This window comes from Cupriavidus sp. D384 (assembly GCF_001652915.1).
Taxonomy (GTDB): Bacteria; Pseudomonadota; Gammaproteobacteria; order Burkholderiales; family Burkholderiaceae; genus Cupriavidus.
Genome location: NZ_BBQI01000126.1, coordinates 18,150 through 35,155 on the forward strand (window position 1 = coordinate 18,150; position 17,006 = coordinate 35,155).

Here is a 17,006-nt window from a genome sequence, read left to right on the forward strand (position 1 = left end):
TCCCTTGAAAGAAGCTAGAGGATATGGCCCGCTTGCGCGTGGCGGATACCGTCCAAATGACTGAACAGCCAAATGGAGAGTAGTCACCCTGACGGATCCATGCCAGTGACTGTCGGGCAGGCGCAACGGTCAGGTCCCGGCAGGCTCCGTGCCCGCGCGAGTGGAGCACCCGCCTGTTCGCCGATGGGGCGCGTGCCGGGCCCTCGGCTGCAATGGTGCCGCAGCGTCCCTGCTGCCCGGCTCACGCCGTGCGCAGCATCAGTTGCGGAAAGGCCGACGCCAGCCGCCCGGCCACGCCGGGTGGCCACGGCACTGGCCGCCCGCCCCGGTTGCAAACCTGCAGCGACCAATGCCGGACCCCACGTGCCGTCAGCGTTTCGGCCAACGCCAGCAGCGCCGCTTCATCGAACAGCGCGGGGTCCCAGGTCGTCCGGCATTCGTAGGGCACACCGCTCGCCAGCAGGCGATCCAGCGACGCCATCACGCGTGCTGCGCCGCCGGGCGTGCCGGTAATCGCGTCGTGACAATGGGCCGGACCCTTGATATCGAAGCCAACCCAATCCACCAGCGGCAACACGCGCGCCAGCCGATCCGGATACATGCCGGCCGTGTGCAACGCCACCTGAAAATCCATTCGCCGCACGGCGCGTATCGCTTCGGGCAATGCGGCCTGCAGCGTGGGTTCGCCGCCCGAGAACACCACGCCGTCAAGCAGACCGCGCCGGCGCTGCAGGAACGACACGAAGTCGTGCCAGTCCATTGCTGGCGGCGCCTGCGGCGCAATCAGGTGCGGGTTGTGGCAATAGCCGCATTGCCATGGGCAGCCCTGGCAGAACAGCACGGCCGCCAGACGGCCCGGAAAGTCGATGCTGGTCAGCGGCACCAGGCCGCCGATCCGCATGCTGTCGGCCAACGGGCCGGTCATTGCGCGCTCAGCCCTGGCACCGCTGCTCGTGGAAGAACCGGCGCTCGGCATGCTCGCCCTTCTTGCCGATATTGAAGCTCTCCACGGGCCGGTGGTAGCCCATCACGCGGGTCCAGACCTCGCAGGGCTGGCGTTCATCGTCGCGCAGGACGGCGGTGTCGGCTGTGTTGGCGGAGAAATGCTGGGAGACGGAAAGATCGGTCATGGCGTGGCTCGTCGGGTTGGAAAACGTCAGGGGGAAATGGCGGATGCAAGAACTCAGGCCGCCTGCTGCGCCCGCTTGCGCGCGAGGATATCCTCGTCGCATGTGGGGCAGAAACGGTGTTCGCCGGGCAGGTAGCCGTGTGTGGGACAGATGGAAAACGTCGGCGTGACCGTGATATATGGCAGCCGGAACGACTCCAGCGCCCGGCGCACCAGGCGCTTGCAGGCCTCGCCGCTGGACAGGCGCTCGCCCATGTAGAGATGCAGCACGGTGCCGCCGGTGTATTTCGACTGCAGCGTCTCCTGGCGCGCCAGCGCCTCGAACGGATCGTCGGTGAAGCCCACCGGCAGTTGCGACGAGTTCGTGTAGTACGGCTGCGTGGGCGTGCCCGCCTGCAGGATGCCGGGCCAGCGCTTGCGGTCTTCGCGCGCAAAGCGGTAGGTGGTGCCCTCGGCCGGCGTGGCTTCGAGGTTGTACAGATGGCCGGTGGCTTCCTGGTATTCGACGATGCGGCCGCGCACGTGGTCGAGCAGCCGTACCGCCATGGCATGCCCGGCATCGCTTGTGATGTCGTGCGCGTCGCCGCTGAAGTTGCGGATCATCTCGTTGAGACCGTTCACGCCCAGCGTGGAGAAGTGGTTGCGCAGCGTGCCCAGGTAGCGCCGGGTGTATGGGAACAGGCCCTGGTCCATCAGCTGCTGGATGCGCTCGCGCTTGGCCTCCAGCGTGTCGCGGCCGATATCGAGCAACGTGTCGAGCCGTGCCAGCAGGCCGGCTTCGTCGCCGCGATGCAGGTATCCCAGCCGCGCGCAGTTGATGGTCACCACGCCCAGCGAGCCGGTCTGCTCGGCGCTGCCGAACAGGCCGTTGCCGCGCTTGAGCAGTTCGCGCAGGTCCAGCTGCAGGCGGCAGCACATCGACCGCACCATGTTCGGCGTCAGGTCCGAGTTCACGAAATTCTGGAAATACGGCAGGCCGTACCGGGCAGTCATCTCGAACAGCCGCGCGGCGTTGTCGCTGTCCCACGGGAAGTCGGGCGTGATGTTGTAGGTGGGGATCGGAAACGTGAAGACGCGGCCCCGGGCATCGCCCTGCGTCATCACCTCGATGTACGCGCGGTTTATCATGTCCATTTCCGCCTGCAGGTCGCCATAGCGGAACGGCATTTCCTGGCCGCCGATCACCGGCACCTGCTCCCTGAGGTCGTCGGGACAGGTCCAGTCGAAGGTCAGGTTGGTGAACGGCGTCTGCGTGCCCCAGCGCGACGGCACGTTGAGGTTGTAGATCAGCTCCTGGATATGCTGCTTCACCTCGGGGTACGCCATCGCGTCCTTGCGGATAAACGGCGCCATATAGGTATCGAACGACGAAAACGCCTGCGCGCCGGCCCATTCGTTCTGCATCGTCCCCAGGAAATTCACGATCTGCCCGACCGCGCTGGACATATGCCGGGGCGGCAGCGCTTCCACCTTGCCCGGCACGCCGTTGAGCCCTTCATGCAGCAACGTGCGCAGCGACCAGCCCGCGCAGTAGCCGGACAACATGTCCAGGTCGTGGATATGCAGGTCGCCCTCGCGGTGCGCCGCGCCGGCTTCGGGCGCATACACGTGCGACAGCCAGTAGTTGGCCGTGACCTTGCCGGCCACGTTCAGGATCAGCCCCCCGAGCGAATAGCCCTGGTTGGCGTTCGCGTTGATCCGCCAGTCCTGGCGGTCCAGGTATTCGTTGATCGACGATTCCACATCCACCGTCGTCCTGCTCACGGCCATTTCCGGCATCGCGTCCGCCCTCCTTCATACAAGATATGGGACGGATTCTTCCACGCGACACTACATGTAGTTTTGGCCTGGATCAAACGTCGGTATCAGGGGTATTTGCCGGCCGCCAGGCGAAATTGCGCCAAAGCCATTACCATGGCCGCTTTCGCCCACAAAACGACAAGCTCATCACGATGACCGTTCTGTCCGACTTCCCGATCACCGGCAAATGGCCGGCGCAACATCCCGACCGCCTGCAGCTGTATTCGCTGAACACCCCCAACGGCATCAAGGTATCGCTGATGCTGGAGGAAACCGGGCTGCCCTACGAGCCGCACCTGGTGCGCTTTGACAAGCACGACCAGACCTCGCCCGAATTCCTGTCGCTGAACCCCAACAACAAGATTCCCGCGATCATCGATCCCAACGGCCCCGGCGGACAGCCGCTGGCGCTGTGGGAATCGGGCGCCATCCTGGTGTATCTGGCGGACAAGACCGGCAAGTTCATGCCGGCCGATCCGGCGCTGCGCTACGAGACGCTGCAGTGGGTGATGTGGCAGATGGGCGGAATCGGCCCGATGTTCGGCCAGGTAGGCTTCTTCCACAAGTTCGCGGGCAAGGACTACGAGGACAAGCGTCCGCGCGACCGCTACGTGGCCGAATCGAAGCGGTTGCTGAACGTGCTGAACGAACGGCTCAAGGGCCGCGATTGGATCATGGGCGACGACTACACGATCGCCGATATCGCCACGTTCCCGTGGGTGCGCAACCTGCTGGGCTTCTACGAGGCCGGCGACCTGGTGGGTATCCAGGACTTCCCCGAAGTGTCGCGCGTGCTGGCGGCCTTCGCGGCACGCCCCACCGTGCAGCGCGCGGTCAATATTCCGAAGCGGCCGGAATAAGGCCGGGCCGCAATAAGGCCGGGCCGCAACAAGCGCCCCTTCGGCAGTCAGCCCGCGAAACCCAGCAAGGCGCTGATGGCGGCGGCTTCCTCGCGCACCGCGCGGCCGGTTGGCCCGTCGATGGACGGGTCGAAGCCGCCGGTGGCGCCCAGGGCGGTCAGCACCGCGCAGACCCGCCCGGTGTAGTCGCGCACCGGCGCCGCCACCGCGCTGATGCCCTTGAGGTTGGTATCGCGCACCGCCGCGCAGCCCTGCTTGCGCACGGGCTCGCGCAGGGCGCCCAGCGGGTCCTTCGCATCCAGGTCCGCGCGCTGCCCCGGCGTCAGCGCATCGAGTTCGGCGCGGGCCAGCGCCTGCACCTTCGAATCGTCGAGCATGCCCAGGAACACCCGGCCCGTGGCCGACCACAGCAGCGGCATCACTGACCCCACCCGCACATTCACCGTCACCGGCAGGCCCGGTTCCTCGATCCGCACGATGGTGGGCCCCTTGTTGCCCATCACGGCAATAAAGCAGGTGACTTCCAGCCGCTCGCGCAGGCGTACCAGCGAGGCTTCCGACAGCCGGATCGGGTCGGCCTGGCGCATCGCGGCCAGCCCGATCTGCAGCGCCTCGATGCCCAGGTGGTACTGCTGGGTGTTGGCTTCCTGCGCGACAAACCCCTCCTCCATCAGGCTCACCAGATAGCGGTGCACCTTGGCCGGACTTTCGCCGATCTGCCCGGCGATGGCGGTCAGGCTGGCGCGCCCGCCCAATCGGGCCAGGGTCTTGAGCACGGCCATGCCGGTTTCGGCGGCCTGCACGCGCTGGCGGCGTTCGCGTGGGCGCGAAGCGAGGTCCGGAGAGTGATCGGTAGCAGTGGTCATGGCGCCCGAGGTTAACCCTCATTCATAGATTACGCAATGCGTATATGATTTACGCAAAACAGGCCAACCACTGTTCGGCCAAATACCAAGGAGACAACCCGATGCCCCGCTTCCAGCCCCTGGCGCTGCTTGCGCTGTCCTTTGCAGTGGTCACTGGCGCACATGCCGCCGACGTGTGGCCTGCCAAGCCGATCCGCTGGATCGTGCCCTACCCGGCTGGCGGCGGCTCGGACTTCCTGGCGCGGACCATCGGACAGGGGTTGTCGACACGCGTGAGCCAGCCGGTGGTGGTGGACAACAAGCCAGGCGGCAATACCGCGATCGGCGCCTCGGAAACCGCGCGCTCGGCGCCCGATGGCTACACGGTGCTGTCGGCCGACAACGGCACGCTGGTTTTCAATCCCGCGCTGTACAAGACGCTTTCGTACAACCCCACGCGCGACCTGGCACCCGTGACGCTGCTGGGCCGCTTTCCGATGATCCTGGTGGTGGGCCCCGGCACGCAGGCCAGGACCGCGCAGGAATTCATCGCACAGGTCAAGGCGACGCCGGGCGGCGTGAACTACGGTTCGGCCGGCGCCGGCAGCCCGCACCACCTGGCGATGGAACTGCTCAAGACCGAAGCGCACCTGACCATGACCCACGCGCCGTATCGCGGCGCGGCCCCGGCGCTGTCCGACGTGGCTGCCGGCCAGATTCCCGCGATGATGGTCGACTACGCGGCCGGCGCGGGCTTCATCAAGGGCGGCAAGGTGCGTCCGCTGGCCGTGGCCAACGCCACGCGCCTGCCGCAACTGCCCGATGTGCCGACCTTTGCCGAACTCGGCTACAAGAACGTGGAGGCCGCCGCGCTGGTGGGCATGGTGGTGCCCGCGGCCACGCCGCCCGACGTGATCAACACGCTCAACAGGCAGGTGGTGGCGTCCGTGAAGGACCCCGCCATCCACAAGAAGCTGGTCGACTTCGGCGTGGAGCCCGTGGGCAATACGCCGGCCCAGTTCGCCGACCTGCTGCGCAGCGAAACCGCGCGCTGGACCCGGCTGATCCAGGACCTGAAGATTTCGCTCGACTGACGCCACACCCGAAGTTGGAGTTCCGCATGACCCTGCCCACCTCGCCCGCGCCTGGCGCGGGTTGCCCGATCGACCACGCCGCACTGCGCACGCCTGCACTGGCACCGGACGGCTGCCCGGTCAGCCACAACGCCGCCGCCTTCGATCCGTTCGAAGACGGCTACCAGCAGGACCCGCCCGACTATGTGCGCTGGTCGCGCGAGCAGGAGCCCGTGTTCTACAGCCCGAAACTGGGCTACTGGGTGGTGACGCGCTTCGACGACATCAAGGCGATCTTCCGCGACAACCTCACGTTCAGTCCGGCCATCGCACTGGAGAAGATCACGCCCACCGGCGACGCGGCCAACGCAGTGCTGGCGTCGTACGGCTATGCGATGAACCGGACGCTGGTCAACGAGGACGAACCCGCCCACATGCCGCGCCGCCGCGCGCTGATGGAGCCGTTCACGCCGGCGGAACTGGTGCACCACGAGCCGCTGGTGCGCCGGCTGGCGCGCGAGTACGTCGACCGCTTTATCGACGACGGCCGCGCCGACCTGGTGGACCAGATGCTCTGGGAGGTGCCGCTGACCGTGGCCCTGCATTTCCTTGGCGTGCCCGAGGAAGACATGGATCTGCTGCGCCAGTACTCGATCGCCCACACGGTGAACACGTGGGGCCGCCCCAGGCCCGAGGAACAGGTGGCCGTAGCCCACGCCGTGGGCAATTTCTGGCAGTTGGCGGGCCGCATCCTCGACAAGATGCGCAAAGACCCGTCGGGGCCGGGCTGGATGCAGTACGGCATCCGCAAGCAGAAGGAACTGCCCGAGGTTGTCACCGATTCGTACCTGCACTCGATGATGATGGCCGGCATCGTGGCCGCGCACGAGACCACGGCCAATGCATCGGCCAATGCGATCAAGCTGCTGCTGCAACATCCCGACGTCTGGCGCGAGATCTGCGCCGACCCCGCGCTGATCCCCAACGCGGTGGAGGAATGCCTGCGGCACAATGGGTCGGTGGCGGCCTGGCGCCGCGTGGTGACCCAGGACACCGAAGTAGGCGGCATCCAGCTGCCGGCGGGCAGCAAGCTGCTGATCGTGACATCGTCGGCCAACCATGACGAGCGGCATTTTTCCGATGCCGACCTGTTCGACATCCACCGCGACAACGCCAGCGACCAGCTCACCTTTGGCTATGGCGCGCACCAGTGCATGGGCAAGAACCTGGCGCGCATGGAAATGCAGATCTTCCTCGAAGAGCTGACCAGCCGCCTGCCGCATCTGCGGCTGGCCGACCAGCACTTCACCTACGTACCCAATACGTCGTTCCGTGGCCCCGAGCACCTGTGGGTGGAATGGGACCCTGCACGGAACCCCGAACGCACCGATCCGGCCGTGCTGGCGCCGCGCGATGCGGTGCGCATCGGCGAGCCCACGGGCAATATCGGCCGGACACTGGTGGTCGATGCGGTCGAACCCGCCGCGCAGGACGTGCTGCGTATCCGGCTGGTGTCGCAGGACGGACGCCCCTTGCCGCGCTGGTCGCCGGGCGCGCATATCGACATCGAATGCGGCGACACCGGCATATCGCGCCAGTATTCGCTGTGCGGTGACCCCGCCGATGCCAAGGCGTTCGAGATTGCCGTGCTGCGCGAGGCGGAAAGCCGTGGCGGGTCGGCCTGGATCCATGCCAACCTGCGCGCCGGCGACCGCATCAAGGTGCGCGGCCCGCGCAACCACTTCCGGCTCGACGAAAGCTGCCGCAAGGCCATCTTCGTCGCGGGCGGCATCGGCGTGACGCCGGTCAGCGCCATGGCACGGCGTGCGCGCGAACTCGGCATCGACTACGTGTTTCACTACTGCGGCCGTTCGCGCCAGGCCATGGCCCTGCTCGACGAACTGGCGGCCCTGCATGGCAACCGCCTGCACATCCACGCCGCCGACGAAGGCAATCGCGCCGACCTCGCCCGGCTGCTCGCCAGCCCGGACAGCCGCACGCATGTCTACGCCTGCGGCCCGGCAAGAATGATCGAAGCGCTGGAAGCCGGCTGCGCCAGCTGGCCCGAAGACACGCTGCGCGTGGAACATTTCAGCTCCACGCTCGGCACGCTGGACCCGTCGAAGGAGCAGGCCTTCACCGTGGAACTGAAGGACTCGGGCCTCACGCTCGATGTGCCAGCCGACCAGACCCTGCTCACCGCACTGCGCTGCGCCAACATCGACGTGCAGAGCGATTGCGAGGAAGGCCTGTGCGGGTCGTGCGAAGTGCGCGTGCTGGCCGGCGACATCGACCACCGCGACGTCGTGCTCACCCGCAGCGAGCGCGACGCGAACAACCGCATGATGTCGTGCTGCTCGCGTGCGGCGCGCGGCGGGAAGATCGTGCTGGCGCTCTAGGAATGCGGCTTCCGCCTGCCACCCCGGGCACCCTGCCGCTGCACCTGCGCGTGATCGCGGATCATGTCGACCAGCGCGCGCAGGCCGGCTGGCGCATGGCGGCGGCTGGGGTAGTACAGGCATAAGCCGTCGAGCGGCGGCGTCCAGTCTTCCAGCACGCGCACGAGGCTGCCGGCTTCCAGGTCGGCGGCAACCGTCCATTCGGTCAGGTAGGCCAGGCCCATGCCGGCGCGCGCCGCCGCCAGCATCAGGCTTCCGTCGTCGAGCGTCAGGCCGCCCTGCCCATCGAAGCGCACCACTTCACCTTGCCGCTCGAATTCCCACTGGTAGATCGTGCCGCTGGGCATGCGGCTGCGAATGCAGCGATGCGCCTTCAGATCGGCTGGCACGCGCGGCTTGCGATGGCCCGCGAAGTACGCGGGGCTGCCGACCACGGCAAAGCGCTGGCGGTCGCCGAACGGCACGGCCACCATGTCCTGCGGCACCGTCCCGGCCAGGCGGACACCGGCGTCGAAGCCCTCCACCACGATGTCGACGAGCTTGCCCTCCGTCACGATATCGAGCTTCATCTCCGGATAGCGCGCCAGGAACGCCACGAACACGGCCATCACCTGATGCGCCGCGCCCACCGACGTATTGATGCGCAACGTGCCCGATGGCGTATCGCCATAGCTGCCCGCCCGATCCATCGCCTCGCGGATGGTGGACAAGGCCGGCGCAACGCTGGCTACAAACTGGGCCCCCGCCTCGGATAGCGACACGCTGCGCGTTGTCCGGTTGAACAGCCGCACACCGATGCGGCCCTCCAGCCCCGCCACCGCATGGCTCAGCGCCGACGTCGACACCCCCATCTCGTTGGCCGCCGCCCGGAATCCGCGATGCCGCGCCACCGCCAGCACGGCCTCAAGCTCGCCCAGCCCGGAAGTCTTCATTGTTCGATTCTGTTTAACGATACATAAACGATTGTATGGCTAGTCAACGCAATGCGCGGCCTCTATCTTGATGACAACGCCAACTCCCTTCTCATACACCATGTATCGCATCGACCAGATCTACGTTGACGGCGCCTTTGTCACGCCGCACGGCGACGAGCCGTTCGCCCTGTTCAACCCGGCCACCGGGTCGGTCATCGGCCACGTCCGGCTGGCGGACGAAGTGGACGCCGCCCGCGCCGTGGCCGCCGCCAGACGCGCGTTTCCCGCGTTCTCGCGCACCACCCCGCGCGAGCGCATCGACATGCTCCTGCGCATGCACGCCGCAGTGCTGGCACGTGAAGACGATCTGCTGGATGCCATCGTCGAGGAATACGGGGCGCCAGCGTCACGCGCCCGCTGGATGGCCCGGCACGCCAGCGAAGTGCTGCGCGATGCCGCCGGCGTGCTGGAAGGCTATGCGTTCACGCGGCGCTTGGGCACCGCCGAGGTGGTCATGCAGCCGCTGGGCGTAGCCGGGCTGATCACCCCGTGGAACAACGATGCCGGCTTTATCACCGGCAAGCTGGCGGCGGCACTGGCCGCTGGCTGCACGGCCGTGGTCAAGCCCAGCGAGATGAGCGCGTTGCAGACGCGCATCGTGACCGAAGCGCTGCACGCGGCGGGATTGCCGCCGGGCGTCTTCAATATCGTCACCGGCCGGGGCGACACGGTGGGCACGGCCATCAGCACCCATCCCGACGTGGCAAAGCTGTCATTTACGGGATCGACGGCAGTGGGCAAGCAGATCCTGCGCACGGCGGCGGAATCGCTCAAGCGCACCACGCTGGAACTGGGCGGCAAGTCGCCGGCGATCGTGCTCGACGATGCCGACTTCGACCAGGCCGTGCCGCTGACCCTGCAGGCCGGCTTCATGAACAGCGGGCAGGCCTGCATCGCCGGCACGCGCATCCTGGTGCCGCAGGCACGGCTGGCCGAATTCGAGGCCCGCATGGTGGCGGCCATGGCCGGCGTCCGCGCAGGCGACCCGCACGACCCCGCCACCACCATCGGCCCGATGGTCAGCCAGAAACAGTGGGATCGCGTGCAACGCTATATCGGCATCGGTATCGACGAAGGTGCCCGACTGCTGGCCGGCGGTCCGGGACGTCCAGAGGGCATCGAGGCAGGCTGGTTCGTCCGGCCCACCGTGTTCAGCGACGTGACCAACGACATGACCATCGCCCGCGAGGAAATCTTCGGGCCGGTGCTGTCGATCCTGACCTACCGCGATACCGACGAAGCGATCGCGATCGCCAACGACACGCCCTACGGACTGCAGGCCTACGTGATGTCCGGCGATATGGCGCGGGCACGCCAGGTGGCATCGCGCATCGAAGCCGGCCGCGTGCTGGTGAACACCGTCACGCACGATCCGGCCGCACCGTTCGGCGGCTTCAAGCAGTCGGGCATCGGCCGCGAGTACGGAACATTCGGGCTCGAAGCGTTCCTGGAGCCGAAGGCCGTGCTGGGTGTGGCGGCCTGACCGGCACCGCCTCCGCTGCCATGCCGCGCGGGGCGCCATTCCCGGCGGCGGCGAGCGCCGCCGGGCGCCGTGCTAGTTATTGGCTGCCTGGCCGGGCGCCCGGGCCACGCAGAACAGGCTCATCGCCGCCTGCGGGGTGCCCGGCTTGATGCCCGACAGGCGCTGCGCCATGCGCATTTTCAGTGGCGCCCGGCCGATCTGCCCCTCGAACACTTCGGCTCCCACGAAATGATTGTGTGGAAGCACGCTCACCTGCCATCCGTGCGGCTCGAGCACGCCGCGCAGGAAGGCCTCGGTCACGCCGTCGCCGGGACGGTGATGCAATTCCGTCGCCAGTGCCCAATATTGTTCGTTGTCGGCCGCGGCATGGCCTCCGCGCTTGAGCCAGCGGTAGATCGGCACGCGCAGCCGCCACATCAGCATCGCAACGCCACGGAAATTCCATGCGGTGAACTGGGGATCATGGTCGGTGACCAGCACCCCGCCCGGCTTGACCAGCCGCGCGGCTTCGGCCAGCACGGCAGCCATGTCGTCGCAGTGGTGCAGGGACCCGTTGATGGCCACGATATCGGCAATGCCAGACGCCAGCGGCATGTCGTGCGCATCGGCCTGCAGCGGGACATAGCCCACCGCCACCGCTCGCTGCAGGCTGCCTTCCGCGACATCGACACCAATGGCCACCCGCGGCGTGCCGCCCAGCGTGGCCAGCACGTTGCCAGGGCCGCAGCCCACATCCACGAGTACCTTCCCATCGAGAGGGCCCGTGACCGCATGCCAGCGCTCGCGCCATTGCGCGTAGCGATGGACGCTGACGAGCCAGTCGTCCATCCATTTGGGATGGCTGAAATAGTGTGCATTGGCGCGCATGCCCCGCGTGTAGCGGATCGTGGCCCGGGGGAACCATCCGGCCTGCACGGAGGCACCCGCCTTCAGATAGGGCTGCAGGCGCTGCATGTAATCGTGGCCCCGGCTGTCTCGTTCTTCATGATGCGGCAATGGCTGGGCCGCTGGCGGATCGACGGCCGTCACCGGTTCCGTCCAGCCCCCTGCAAGCGTATCGGACTGCTCCATATCACCCCCAACAAAAAAAAACGAAAAAAAAGCCATTCCCAGTGCCGCGCTAGGTGCGCGGTCATCGGCAGGGCATGTCTGGGTATGGGACTGGATGGCACGTGTCAGGACACGGCCGCTTGAAGCATTAAGAGAAAATTAACAGTGTTATCGCAGTGCAGCAGTGTCCGAAAAGCTGCATTTAGTGCGCATTGGGTGCGGTAGCACACATAACTCGGGGTCAGCGACGGAACCAGAAGACTGAAAGTGCACCGGCCGCCACCAAGAGCAGGCCGGAGATCGCCGCAAACAGCGCGCCGATCTCGGTCTCCCTGCGCTCCAGTGCAAAGCGCGCCGTCAGTTGACGGTAGACACGGCTCAGGTCGGCGGCCGAGCCCGCCTGGAAATACTCCCCGCCCGTGAGATTGGCCACGGCACGCAAGGCGGGTTCGTCGAGTTGCATGAAGTAGGACAGCACGGGCTCGCCCGCCACCCCGCCCTGCGCCGATCCGAAGCCCACCGTATAGACGCGCACGCCCCGCTGCGCGGCCATGCGCGCCGCATCGAGCGGATCGGGGCCGGTGGTGCGCCGTCCATCGCTGAGCAGGATCACCGCCCCGTGACGGTACGATCCGGGCTGCACCGGCGGCCGCTCCTTGGCGCGCTTGCGCGCGGCGTCCGCCGCCGCCGCTTCGTCCAGTGACGTGGCCGGCCGCCCGATCAGTGGCGAGCCGTCGTTGAACAGCACGGCTTCGAGGTCGATGCCGTCATCGGGAAACAGTACGGCCAGTGCCTGTATCAGGCCGCTGCCGGTGGCAGTGCCGCGCTGGAGCTGGAAGCGGTCCAGCGCATCGAGCATGTCCTGGCGGTTATCTGTCGGCGACAGCACTTCGGCGGCGGTGGCGGCAAACGACACGATGCCCAGCCGCACGCTCGATGGCAGCCCCACCACCAGGTCGCGTGCTGCCTGCTGGGCCGCAGCGATGCGCGTGGGGGCAACGTCGGTGGCCTCCATGCTGCGCGAGACATCCATCGCCAGCACCAGCGTGATCGTGTCGGAAGGCAGCGTGATGGTGGCGCTGGGCCGCGCACAGGCCAGCAAGGCGGCGCCCAGCGCAAGCAGGAACAGCACGGGGGGAATGTGGCGCCGCAGACGCTGGCCGGGACCCAGCGCGGCGCGCGGCAATGCAAGGCTGGCATAGAGCAGGGCTGCCTTCTTGCGCCGTGCAATCAGATACACGTAGGCGGCTGCCAGCAGTGGGAGCAAAAGCAGCAGCCAGAGCATTTGCGGCCAGAGAAACTGCATGCCCTGCTCCTTGGCGCGTGAGTAAGAGGATGGTACTGTATTTTTTAAGGCGCGACGGAACCGGGGGCTGCAATGAAACGGGTGACGATCTACGGGTTGGTTTCAGTGGCCATCGTCCTGGTGTTCGCGGCAGGCGTATCGGTCTCGTGGCTGTCGCAGCCGCCGCCCCGCAAGCTCACGCAGGCCGACATCGACGCCGCCGTGCTGCACACGCTGCAGACCAAGACCCTGCCATCCCAGGCCGCGCGGGCCGCCGAATCCATTCGCGAATCGGTGGTCGAGATCCGCAGCTTCGCACCGGAAAAGGCACCCGAGCCTCCGCCCGCCGCCAAGGCCAAACGCGATCCGCCGGACGCAAGATCGAAATCCGCACAGAAGCCCGCGCCGAAGTCCGCACCGAACGCCAGCCCCCAGCGCGATGAAGCTGCCGCCACCGATCCGCCCCGGCGAAGCGAGCAGCCCGAAGCCAGGTCGGAAGCCCGCCACATTGGCTCCGGTGTGGTCGTGACCGAAACCGGCACCATCATCACGAACTATCACGTGGTGGCCGACGCCAGCCGCCTGGAGGTCACGTTCCACAACGGCCAGACGTCGGAAGCATCGCTGCTGCAGGCGATGCCCGATAAGGACCTTGCCATCGTGCAGCCGAAATCGATCCCCGACGACCTCCCCGCCGCCACGCTCGGCTCCAGCCAGAACCTTGCGCCCGGCATGGAAGTGGTGGCGGTGGGCTTTCCGTTCGGCATCGGCCCGTCGGTGTCGGCTGGCGTGATTTCCGGGCTCGACCGGCAGTTCGTGTCGCCGGATCGCAAGCAGAAGCTCGACAAGCTGATCCAGTTCGATGCGGCGGCCAACCCCGGCAATTCGGGCGGCCCGCTGGTGAACATGAACGGCGAGGTGGTGGGCATCGTCACCGCCATCCTCAACCCCAATCCGAGCGGCACCTTTCTCGGCATCGGCTTTGCCATCACGATAGAAAGTGCCGGCATGGCCCTTGGATCATCTCCCTTCTAGACGCGGAGGCCCATGAACGATCAAGCCCGGGGCGCCATCGACAGCGCCAACCTGATGGAACGCCTGCTGTACGAGGTGAAACGCGTGGTGGTGGGACAGGACCACTTTCTCGAACGGGTGCTCGTGGCCATGCTGGCCGGCGGGCACCTGCTGGTGGAAGGCGTGCCCGGCCTGGCCAAGACGCTCACGGTCAACACGCTGGCACGGACCATGAGCGGATCGTTCAAGCGCATCCAGTTCACGCCCGACCTGCTGCCCGCCGACCTGATCGGCACCCGCATGTACAACCAGGGCACCGGCGAGTTCTCCACGGTGCGCGGGCCGGTCTTCGCCCACCTGCTGCTGGCCGACGAGATCAACCGCGCGCCGGCCAAGGTGCAGAGCGCACTGCTGGAAGTGATGCAGGAAAAGCAGGTGACGATTGCCGGCGAGACGCATCCGGTGCCAACGCCCTTCCTGGTCATGGCCACCCAGAACCCGATCGAGACCGAGGGCACCTATCCGCTGCCGGAAGCCCAGGTCGACCGCTTCATGATGAAGGTGCTGGTGGGCTATCCCAGCGAGGAAGAAGAGGTGGTGATCGTCAACCGCGTGACCGGCCCGCGCATCAGCGTGAGCCCGATCGCCACGCCCGAGCACCTGGCCGGGCTGCAGGACGAGTGCCGCAAGGTGTACGTGGACCCGGGCCTGATCCAGTACGCGGTGCGCGTGGTGGCCGCCACGCGCAAGCCTGCCAGCCACGGACTGGAGGACCTTGAGCGCTACGTGTCGTTCGGGGCCAGCCCGCGTGCCACCATCGGCCTGATCGAGGGGGCGCGTGCGCTGGCCTACCTGCGCGGACGCGACTACGCACTGCCAGAGGATGTGACCGACCTGGTGCCAGACGTGCTGCGCCATCGCATCGTGCTGTCGTACGAGGCGATCTCCGATGGGGTGACGGCCGACCAGCTGATTGCCCGCATCCTGCAGGCGCTGCCGGTGCCGGAACGGCCCATGGAATCCCATGTTCGGGCGGCTGCGCGCTAGGCGCCGGGACGGCCCGGTGGCTGTCGTCCCCGGCGACGGCGTGGTGCGCGTGGGCGCCAGCCAGACCGACGCGCTGCTGCGCCGGCTGGAATGGACCGTGGTACGGCGGCTCGATGGCCTGCTGCAGGGCGACTACCGCACGCTGTTTCGTGGCTTCGGGCTGGACCTGGCCGACCTGCGCGAATACCACCCCGGCGACGATGTGCGCCATATCGACTGGAACGTGACGGCGCGGCTGCAGACGCCGCATGTGCGCGAATACCAGGAGGATCGCGAGGTGGCGGTCTGGTTCCTGCTGGACCTTAGCGCGTCGGTCGATTTCGGGTCCGGCACCGTGCGCAAGCGCGACCTGCTGGCCGATTTCGTCACGGTCATGGCGCTGCTGCTGACGCGCTACGGCAATCGCGTGGGCACCGTGTTGTACGGCGGCGCCGCCGATACCGCAGCCCTGGTGGTGCCGGCGCGCGCCGGCCGCCGCCACCTGATGCACCTGCTGGACCGCATGCATGCCACGCCAGCCGCCTCGCCGGGCGATACGCGCCTGCGCGACCTGCTGGAGCGGGGGCGGGCCGTCGCCAAGCGCCGCTCGGTGATGTTTGTCGTCTCCGACTTCATCAGCGCACCGGGCTGGCAGGCGTCGATGGCGATGCTGGCGCGGCGCCACGAAGTGGTGGCCGTGCGGCTGGCCGATCCGCTGGAACTGGCCCTGCCCGACCTGGGCGTGGTGGTGATGCAGGACGCCGAGACCGGCGAGCAGATGGTGATCGATACGCACGACAAGGGCTTCCGCAAGCGCTTTGCGGCCATGGCCGAGGCGCGCGAGGCCGCGTTGCAACTGGGCTTTACGCGGGCTGGCGTGGATTGCCTGACGCTGTCGACGGACACCCGGCTGGACCTGGCGCTGCTGCAGTTCGCTCGCCAGCGCAGCCGGCGCCTGGGCACGGTACGCGACGCCACCAGGGGCATCGCATGATCGATGCCCTGACCCGGCTCCCGGTGCTGAGCTTCCTGTGGCCCGCCATGCTGTGGTTGCTGGCGCTCGTGCTGGTGCTTGGCGCGGGATACATGTGGCTTGACGTTCGCCGGCGCCGCGCCGCTGCGCACTATCCCGCCTTGCGCGTGGCCGGCGTGGCGCCCGGGGCGCGTGCGGCGGGCAAGGCCGTGGCGAACTGGCGCCGTCATGTGGCGCCCGTGCTGGCCCTGCTGGCGCTGACCGCCCTGATCGTAGCCATCGCGCGGCCCCAGGCGGTGATGGTGCTGCCGTCACGCATCGAGACGGTGGTGCTGGTGATCGACCTGTCGGGCAGCATGCGCGCGCAGGACGTCAAGCCCAGCCGCCTGCGCGCGGCACAGGGCGCGGCCAAGGTGCTGCTCGACGCGCAGCCGGCCGGCGTCAGCACAGGGGTAGTGGCGATGGCCGGTACCGCGGCCGTGGCGCAGGCACCCAGCCGCCACAAGGACGACGTGGCCGCCGCCATCGACAAGCTGCAGCCCCAGGGCGGCACGGCGCTGGGCAACGGCCTGCTGATTGCGCTGACGACACTGATGCCGCAACTGACCGAGCAAGCGGCACAACTGATGAACGAGGACGCCTCGTTCCAGAAATCGATGCCGGGCGATACGGACGAGACCGTGGCGCCCGGCTCCTATGCATCCGGTGCCATCGTGCTGTTCTCGGACGGCGAGAGCAATGCCGGGCCCGCCGCGCTGCAGGTGGCCCAGCTTGCCGCCGCCCACGGAGTGCGCATCTACACCGTGGGCGTGGGCACCACCGAGGGCGTGGTGCTGAAGGCCGACGGCATGTCGGCCCGCGTCAGGCTCGACGAACAGGTACTGAAGCAGGTAGCCGATGCCACCGGCGCCGAGTACTTCCGCCTCGAAGACGCGTCGCGGCTCAAGACCGTGTACCGCGCCATCAACGCCAGGCTGGCCTACGGCAAGCGCGACCAGATCGAGGTCACCGCGTTCTTTGCCGCGCTGGGGGCGTTGCTGGCGACCTGTGCGGGGCTGCTGTCGCTGTGGTGGTTCGGGCGCGTGCTGTAGCGGC

At 67.5% G+C, this 17,006-nt stretch carries 15 protein-coding genes; 8 read left to right on the top strand and 7 right to left on the bottom strand.

All coding sequences use genetic code 11. The features are described from left to right. Positions 1-241 precede the first annotated feature (241 nt). The 3 genes from A9J21_RS27500 to A9J21_RS27510 are packed head-to-tail and all read right to left on the bottom strand — an operon-like array spanning position 242 to position 2,899. Complete coding sequence (locus A9J21_RS27500; protein ID WP_066741303.1) at positions 242-925, bottom strand: anaerobic ribonucleoside-triphosphate reductase activating protein; 684 nt, start codon at positions 923-925, stop codon at positions 242-244. 7 nt (positions 926-932) lie between these two features. Beyond that, on the bottom strand, positions 933-1,130 hold the full coding sequence (gene nrdD / locus A9J21_RS27505) for an anaerobic ribonucleoside-triphosphate reductase (protein WP_066741305.1): 198 nt from the start codon (positions 1,128-1,130) through the stop codon (positions 933-935). A gap of 53 nt (positions 1,131-1,183) precedes the next feature. Then, positions 1,184-2,899, bottom strand: coding sequence for a ribonucleoside triphosphate reductase (locus A9J21_RS27510; protein WP_404851420.1), 1,716 nt, complete (start codon positions 2,897-2,899; stop codon positions 1,184-1,186). A gap of 182 nt (positions 2,900-3,081) precedes the next feature. On the opposite strand from A9J21_RS27510, the gene A9J21_RS27515 reads away from it, so the two are divergent. After that, complete coding sequence (locus A9J21_RS27515; RefSeq protein WP_066741308.1) at positions 3,082-3,789, top strand: glutathione binding-like protein; 708 nt, start codon at positions 3,082-3,084, stop codon at positions 3,787-3,789. A 47-nt stretch (positions 3,790-3,836) separates the two neighbouring features. On the opposite strand, the gene A9J21_RS27520 is transcribed toward A9J21_RS27515, so the two are convergent. Further along, positions 3,837-4,655 (bottom strand): IclR family transcriptional regulator, encoded by an 819-nt coding sequence (locus tag A9J21_RS27520; protein ID WP_066741310.1) that lies wholly within the window; start codon positions 4,653-4,655, stop codon positions 3,837-3,839. A 101-nt stretch (positions 4,656-4,756) separates the two neighbouring features. On the opposite strand from A9J21_RS27520, the gene A9J21_RS27525 reads away from it, so the two are divergent. Both A9J21_RS27525 and A9J21_RS27530 read left to right on the top strand, forming a co-directional pair. Next, a complete protein-coding gene (locus tag A9J21_RS27525; protein ID WP_066741428.1) occupies positions 4,757-5,728 on the top strand; it encodes a tripartite tricarboxylate transporter substrate binding protein in 972 nt (323 codons plus the stop codon). A gap of 26 nt (positions 5,729-5,754) precedes the next feature. After that, entirely contained in the window at positions 5,755-8,106 is a 2,352-nt protein-coding gene (locus A9J21_RS27530) for a cytochrome P450/oxidoreductase (RefSeq protein WP_066741429.1), read from the top strand. Here the strand turns inward: A9J21_RS27530 and A9J21_RS27535 are convergent. After that, on the bottom strand, positions 8,103-9,038 hold the full coding sequence (locus A9J21_RS27535; RefSeq protein WP_066741315.1) for a LysR family transcriptional regulator: 936 nt from the start codon (positions 9,036-9,038) through the stop codon (positions 8,103-8,105). The genes A9J21_RS27530 and A9J21_RS27535 overlap by 4 nt on opposite strands. A gap of 100 nt (positions 9,039-9,138) precedes the next feature. Here A9J21_RS27535 and A9J21_RS27540 point away from each other — a divergent pair, with 100 nt between their 5' ends. Next, positions 9,139-10,563, top strand: coding sequence for an aldehyde dehydrogenase family protein (locus A9J21_RS27540; RefSeq protein ID WP_066741316.1), 1,425 nt, complete (start codon positions 9,139-9,141; stop codon positions 10,561-10,563). Positions 10,564-10,635: 72 nt separating this feature from the next. On the opposite strand, the gene A9J21_RS27545 is transcribed toward A9J21_RS27540, so the two are convergent. Both A9J21_RS27545 and A9J21_RS27550 read right to left on the bottom strand, forming a co-directional pair. Continuing rightward, positions 10,636-11,634 carry a class I SAM-dependent methyltransferase gene (locus tag A9J21_RS27545; protein ID WP_156546245.1) on the bottom strand — a complete coding sequence of 333 codons (999 nt, stop codon included), beginning with the start codon at positions 11,632-11,634 and terminating at the stop codon, positions 10,636-10,638. Between the two features lie 220 nt (positions 11,635-11,854). Beyond that, positions 11,855-12,919, bottom strand: a complete 1,065-nt coding sequence (locus tag A9J21_RS27550) for a VWA domain-containing protein (protein ID WP_066741317.1) — start codon at positions 12,917-12,919, stop codon at positions 11,855-11,857. 72 nt (positions 12,920-12,991) lie between these two features. On the opposite strand from A9J21_RS27550, the gene A9J21_RS27555 reads away from it, so the two are divergent. Genes A9J21_RS27555 through A9J21_RS27570 form a run of 4 tightly spaced genes read left to right on the top strand, consistent with a single transcriptional unit; the run spans position 12,992 to position 17,002 of the window. Continuing rightward, the gene (locus A9J21_RS27555; RefSeq protein ID WP_066741319.1) at positions 12,992-13,933 is read left to right on the top strand and encodes a S1C family serine protease; all 942 of its coding nucleotides are present in this window, start codon (positions 12,992-12,994) and stop codon (positions 13,931-13,933) included. A gap of 12 nt (positions 13,934-13,945) precedes the next feature. After that, positions 13,946-14,959 (top strand): MoxR family ATPase, encoded by a 1,014-nt coding sequence (locus tag A9J21_RS27560; protein WP_066741321.1) that lies wholly within the window; start codon positions 13,946-13,948, stop codon positions 14,957-14,959. After that, positions 14,937-15,932, top strand: coding sequence for a DUF58 domain-containing protein (locus tag A9J21_RS27565; protein WP_066741323.1), 996 nt, complete (start codon positions 14,937-14,939; stop codon positions 15,930-15,932). Before A9J21_RS27560 ends, A9J21_RS27565 begins: the two co-directional genes overlap by 23 nt. Next, a complete protein-coding gene (locus A9J21_RS27570; protein WP_066741326.1) occupies positions 15,929-17,002 on the top strand; it encodes a VWA domain-containing protein in 1,074 nt (357 codons plus the stop codon). The genes A9J21_RS27565 and A9J21_RS27570 overlap by 4 nt, the downstream gene beginning before the upstream one ends. Positions 17,003-17,006 lie beyond the last annotated feature (4 nt).

Excerpts from the sequence above, each read along its gene's own strand:
- A9J21_RS27500 (WP_066741303.1), bottom strand. The coding sequence starts at position 925 with ATGACCGGCCCGTTGGCCGACAGCATGCGGATCGGCGGCCTGGTGCCG.
- nrdD (WP_066741305.1), bottom strand. The coding sequence starts at position 1,130 with ATGACCGATCTTTCCGTCTCCCAGCATTTCTCCGCCAACACAGCCGAC.
- A9J21_RS27510 (WP_404851420.1), bottom strand. The coding sequence starts at position 2,899 with ATGGCCGTGAGCAGGACGACGGTGGATGTGGAATCGTCGATCAACGAA.
- A9J21_RS27515 (WP_066741308.1), top strand. The coding sequence starts at position 3,082 with ATGACCGTTCTGTCCGACTTCCCGATCACCGGCAAATGGCCGGCGCAA.
- A9J21_RS27520 (WP_066741310.1), bottom strand. The coding sequence starts at position 4,655 with ATGACCACTGCTACCGATCACTCTCCGGACCTCGCTTCGCGCCCACGC.
- A9J21_RS27525 (WP_066741428.1), top strand. The coding sequence starts at position 4,757 with ATGCCCCGCTTCCAGCCCCTGGCGCTGCTTGCGCTGTCCTTTGCAGTG.
- A9J21_RS27530 (WP_066741429.1), top strand. The coding sequence starts at position 5,755 with ATGACCCTGCCCACCTCGCCCGCGCCTGGCGCGGGTTGCCCGATCGAC.
- A9J21_RS27535 (WP_066741315.1), bottom strand. The coding sequence starts at position 9,038 with ATGAAGACTTCCGGGCTGGGCGAGCTTGAGGCCGTGCTGGCGGTGGCG.
- A9J21_RS27540 (WP_066741316.1), top strand. The coding sequence starts at position 9,139 with ATGTATCGCATCGACCAGATCTACGTTGACGGCGCCTTTGTCACGCCG.
- A9J21_RS27545 (WP_156546245.1), bottom strand. The coding sequence starts at position 11,634 with ATGGAGCAGTCCGATACGCTTGCAGGGGGCTGGACGGAACCGGTGACG.
- A9J21_RS27550 (WP_066741317.1), bottom strand. The coding sequence starts at position 12,919 with ATGCAGTTTCTCTGGCCGCAAATGCTCTGGCTGCTGCTTTTGCTCCCA.
- A9J21_RS27555 (WP_066741319.1), top strand. The coding sequence starts at position 12,992 with ATGAAACGGGTGACGATCTACGGGTTGGTTTCAGTGGCCATCGTCCTG.
- A9J21_RS27560 (WP_066741321.1), top strand. The coding sequence starts at position 13,946 with ATGAACGATCAAGCCCGGGGCGCCATCGACAGCGCCAACCTGATGGAA.
- A9J21_RS27565 (WP_066741323.1), top strand. The coding sequence starts at position 14,937 with ATGTTCGGGCGGCTGCGCGCTAGGCGCCGGGACGGCCCGGTGGCTGTC.
- A9J21_RS27570 (WP_066741326.1), top strand. The coding sequence starts at position 15,929 with ATGATCGATGCCCTGACCCGGCTCCCGGTGCTGAGCTTCCTGTGGCCC.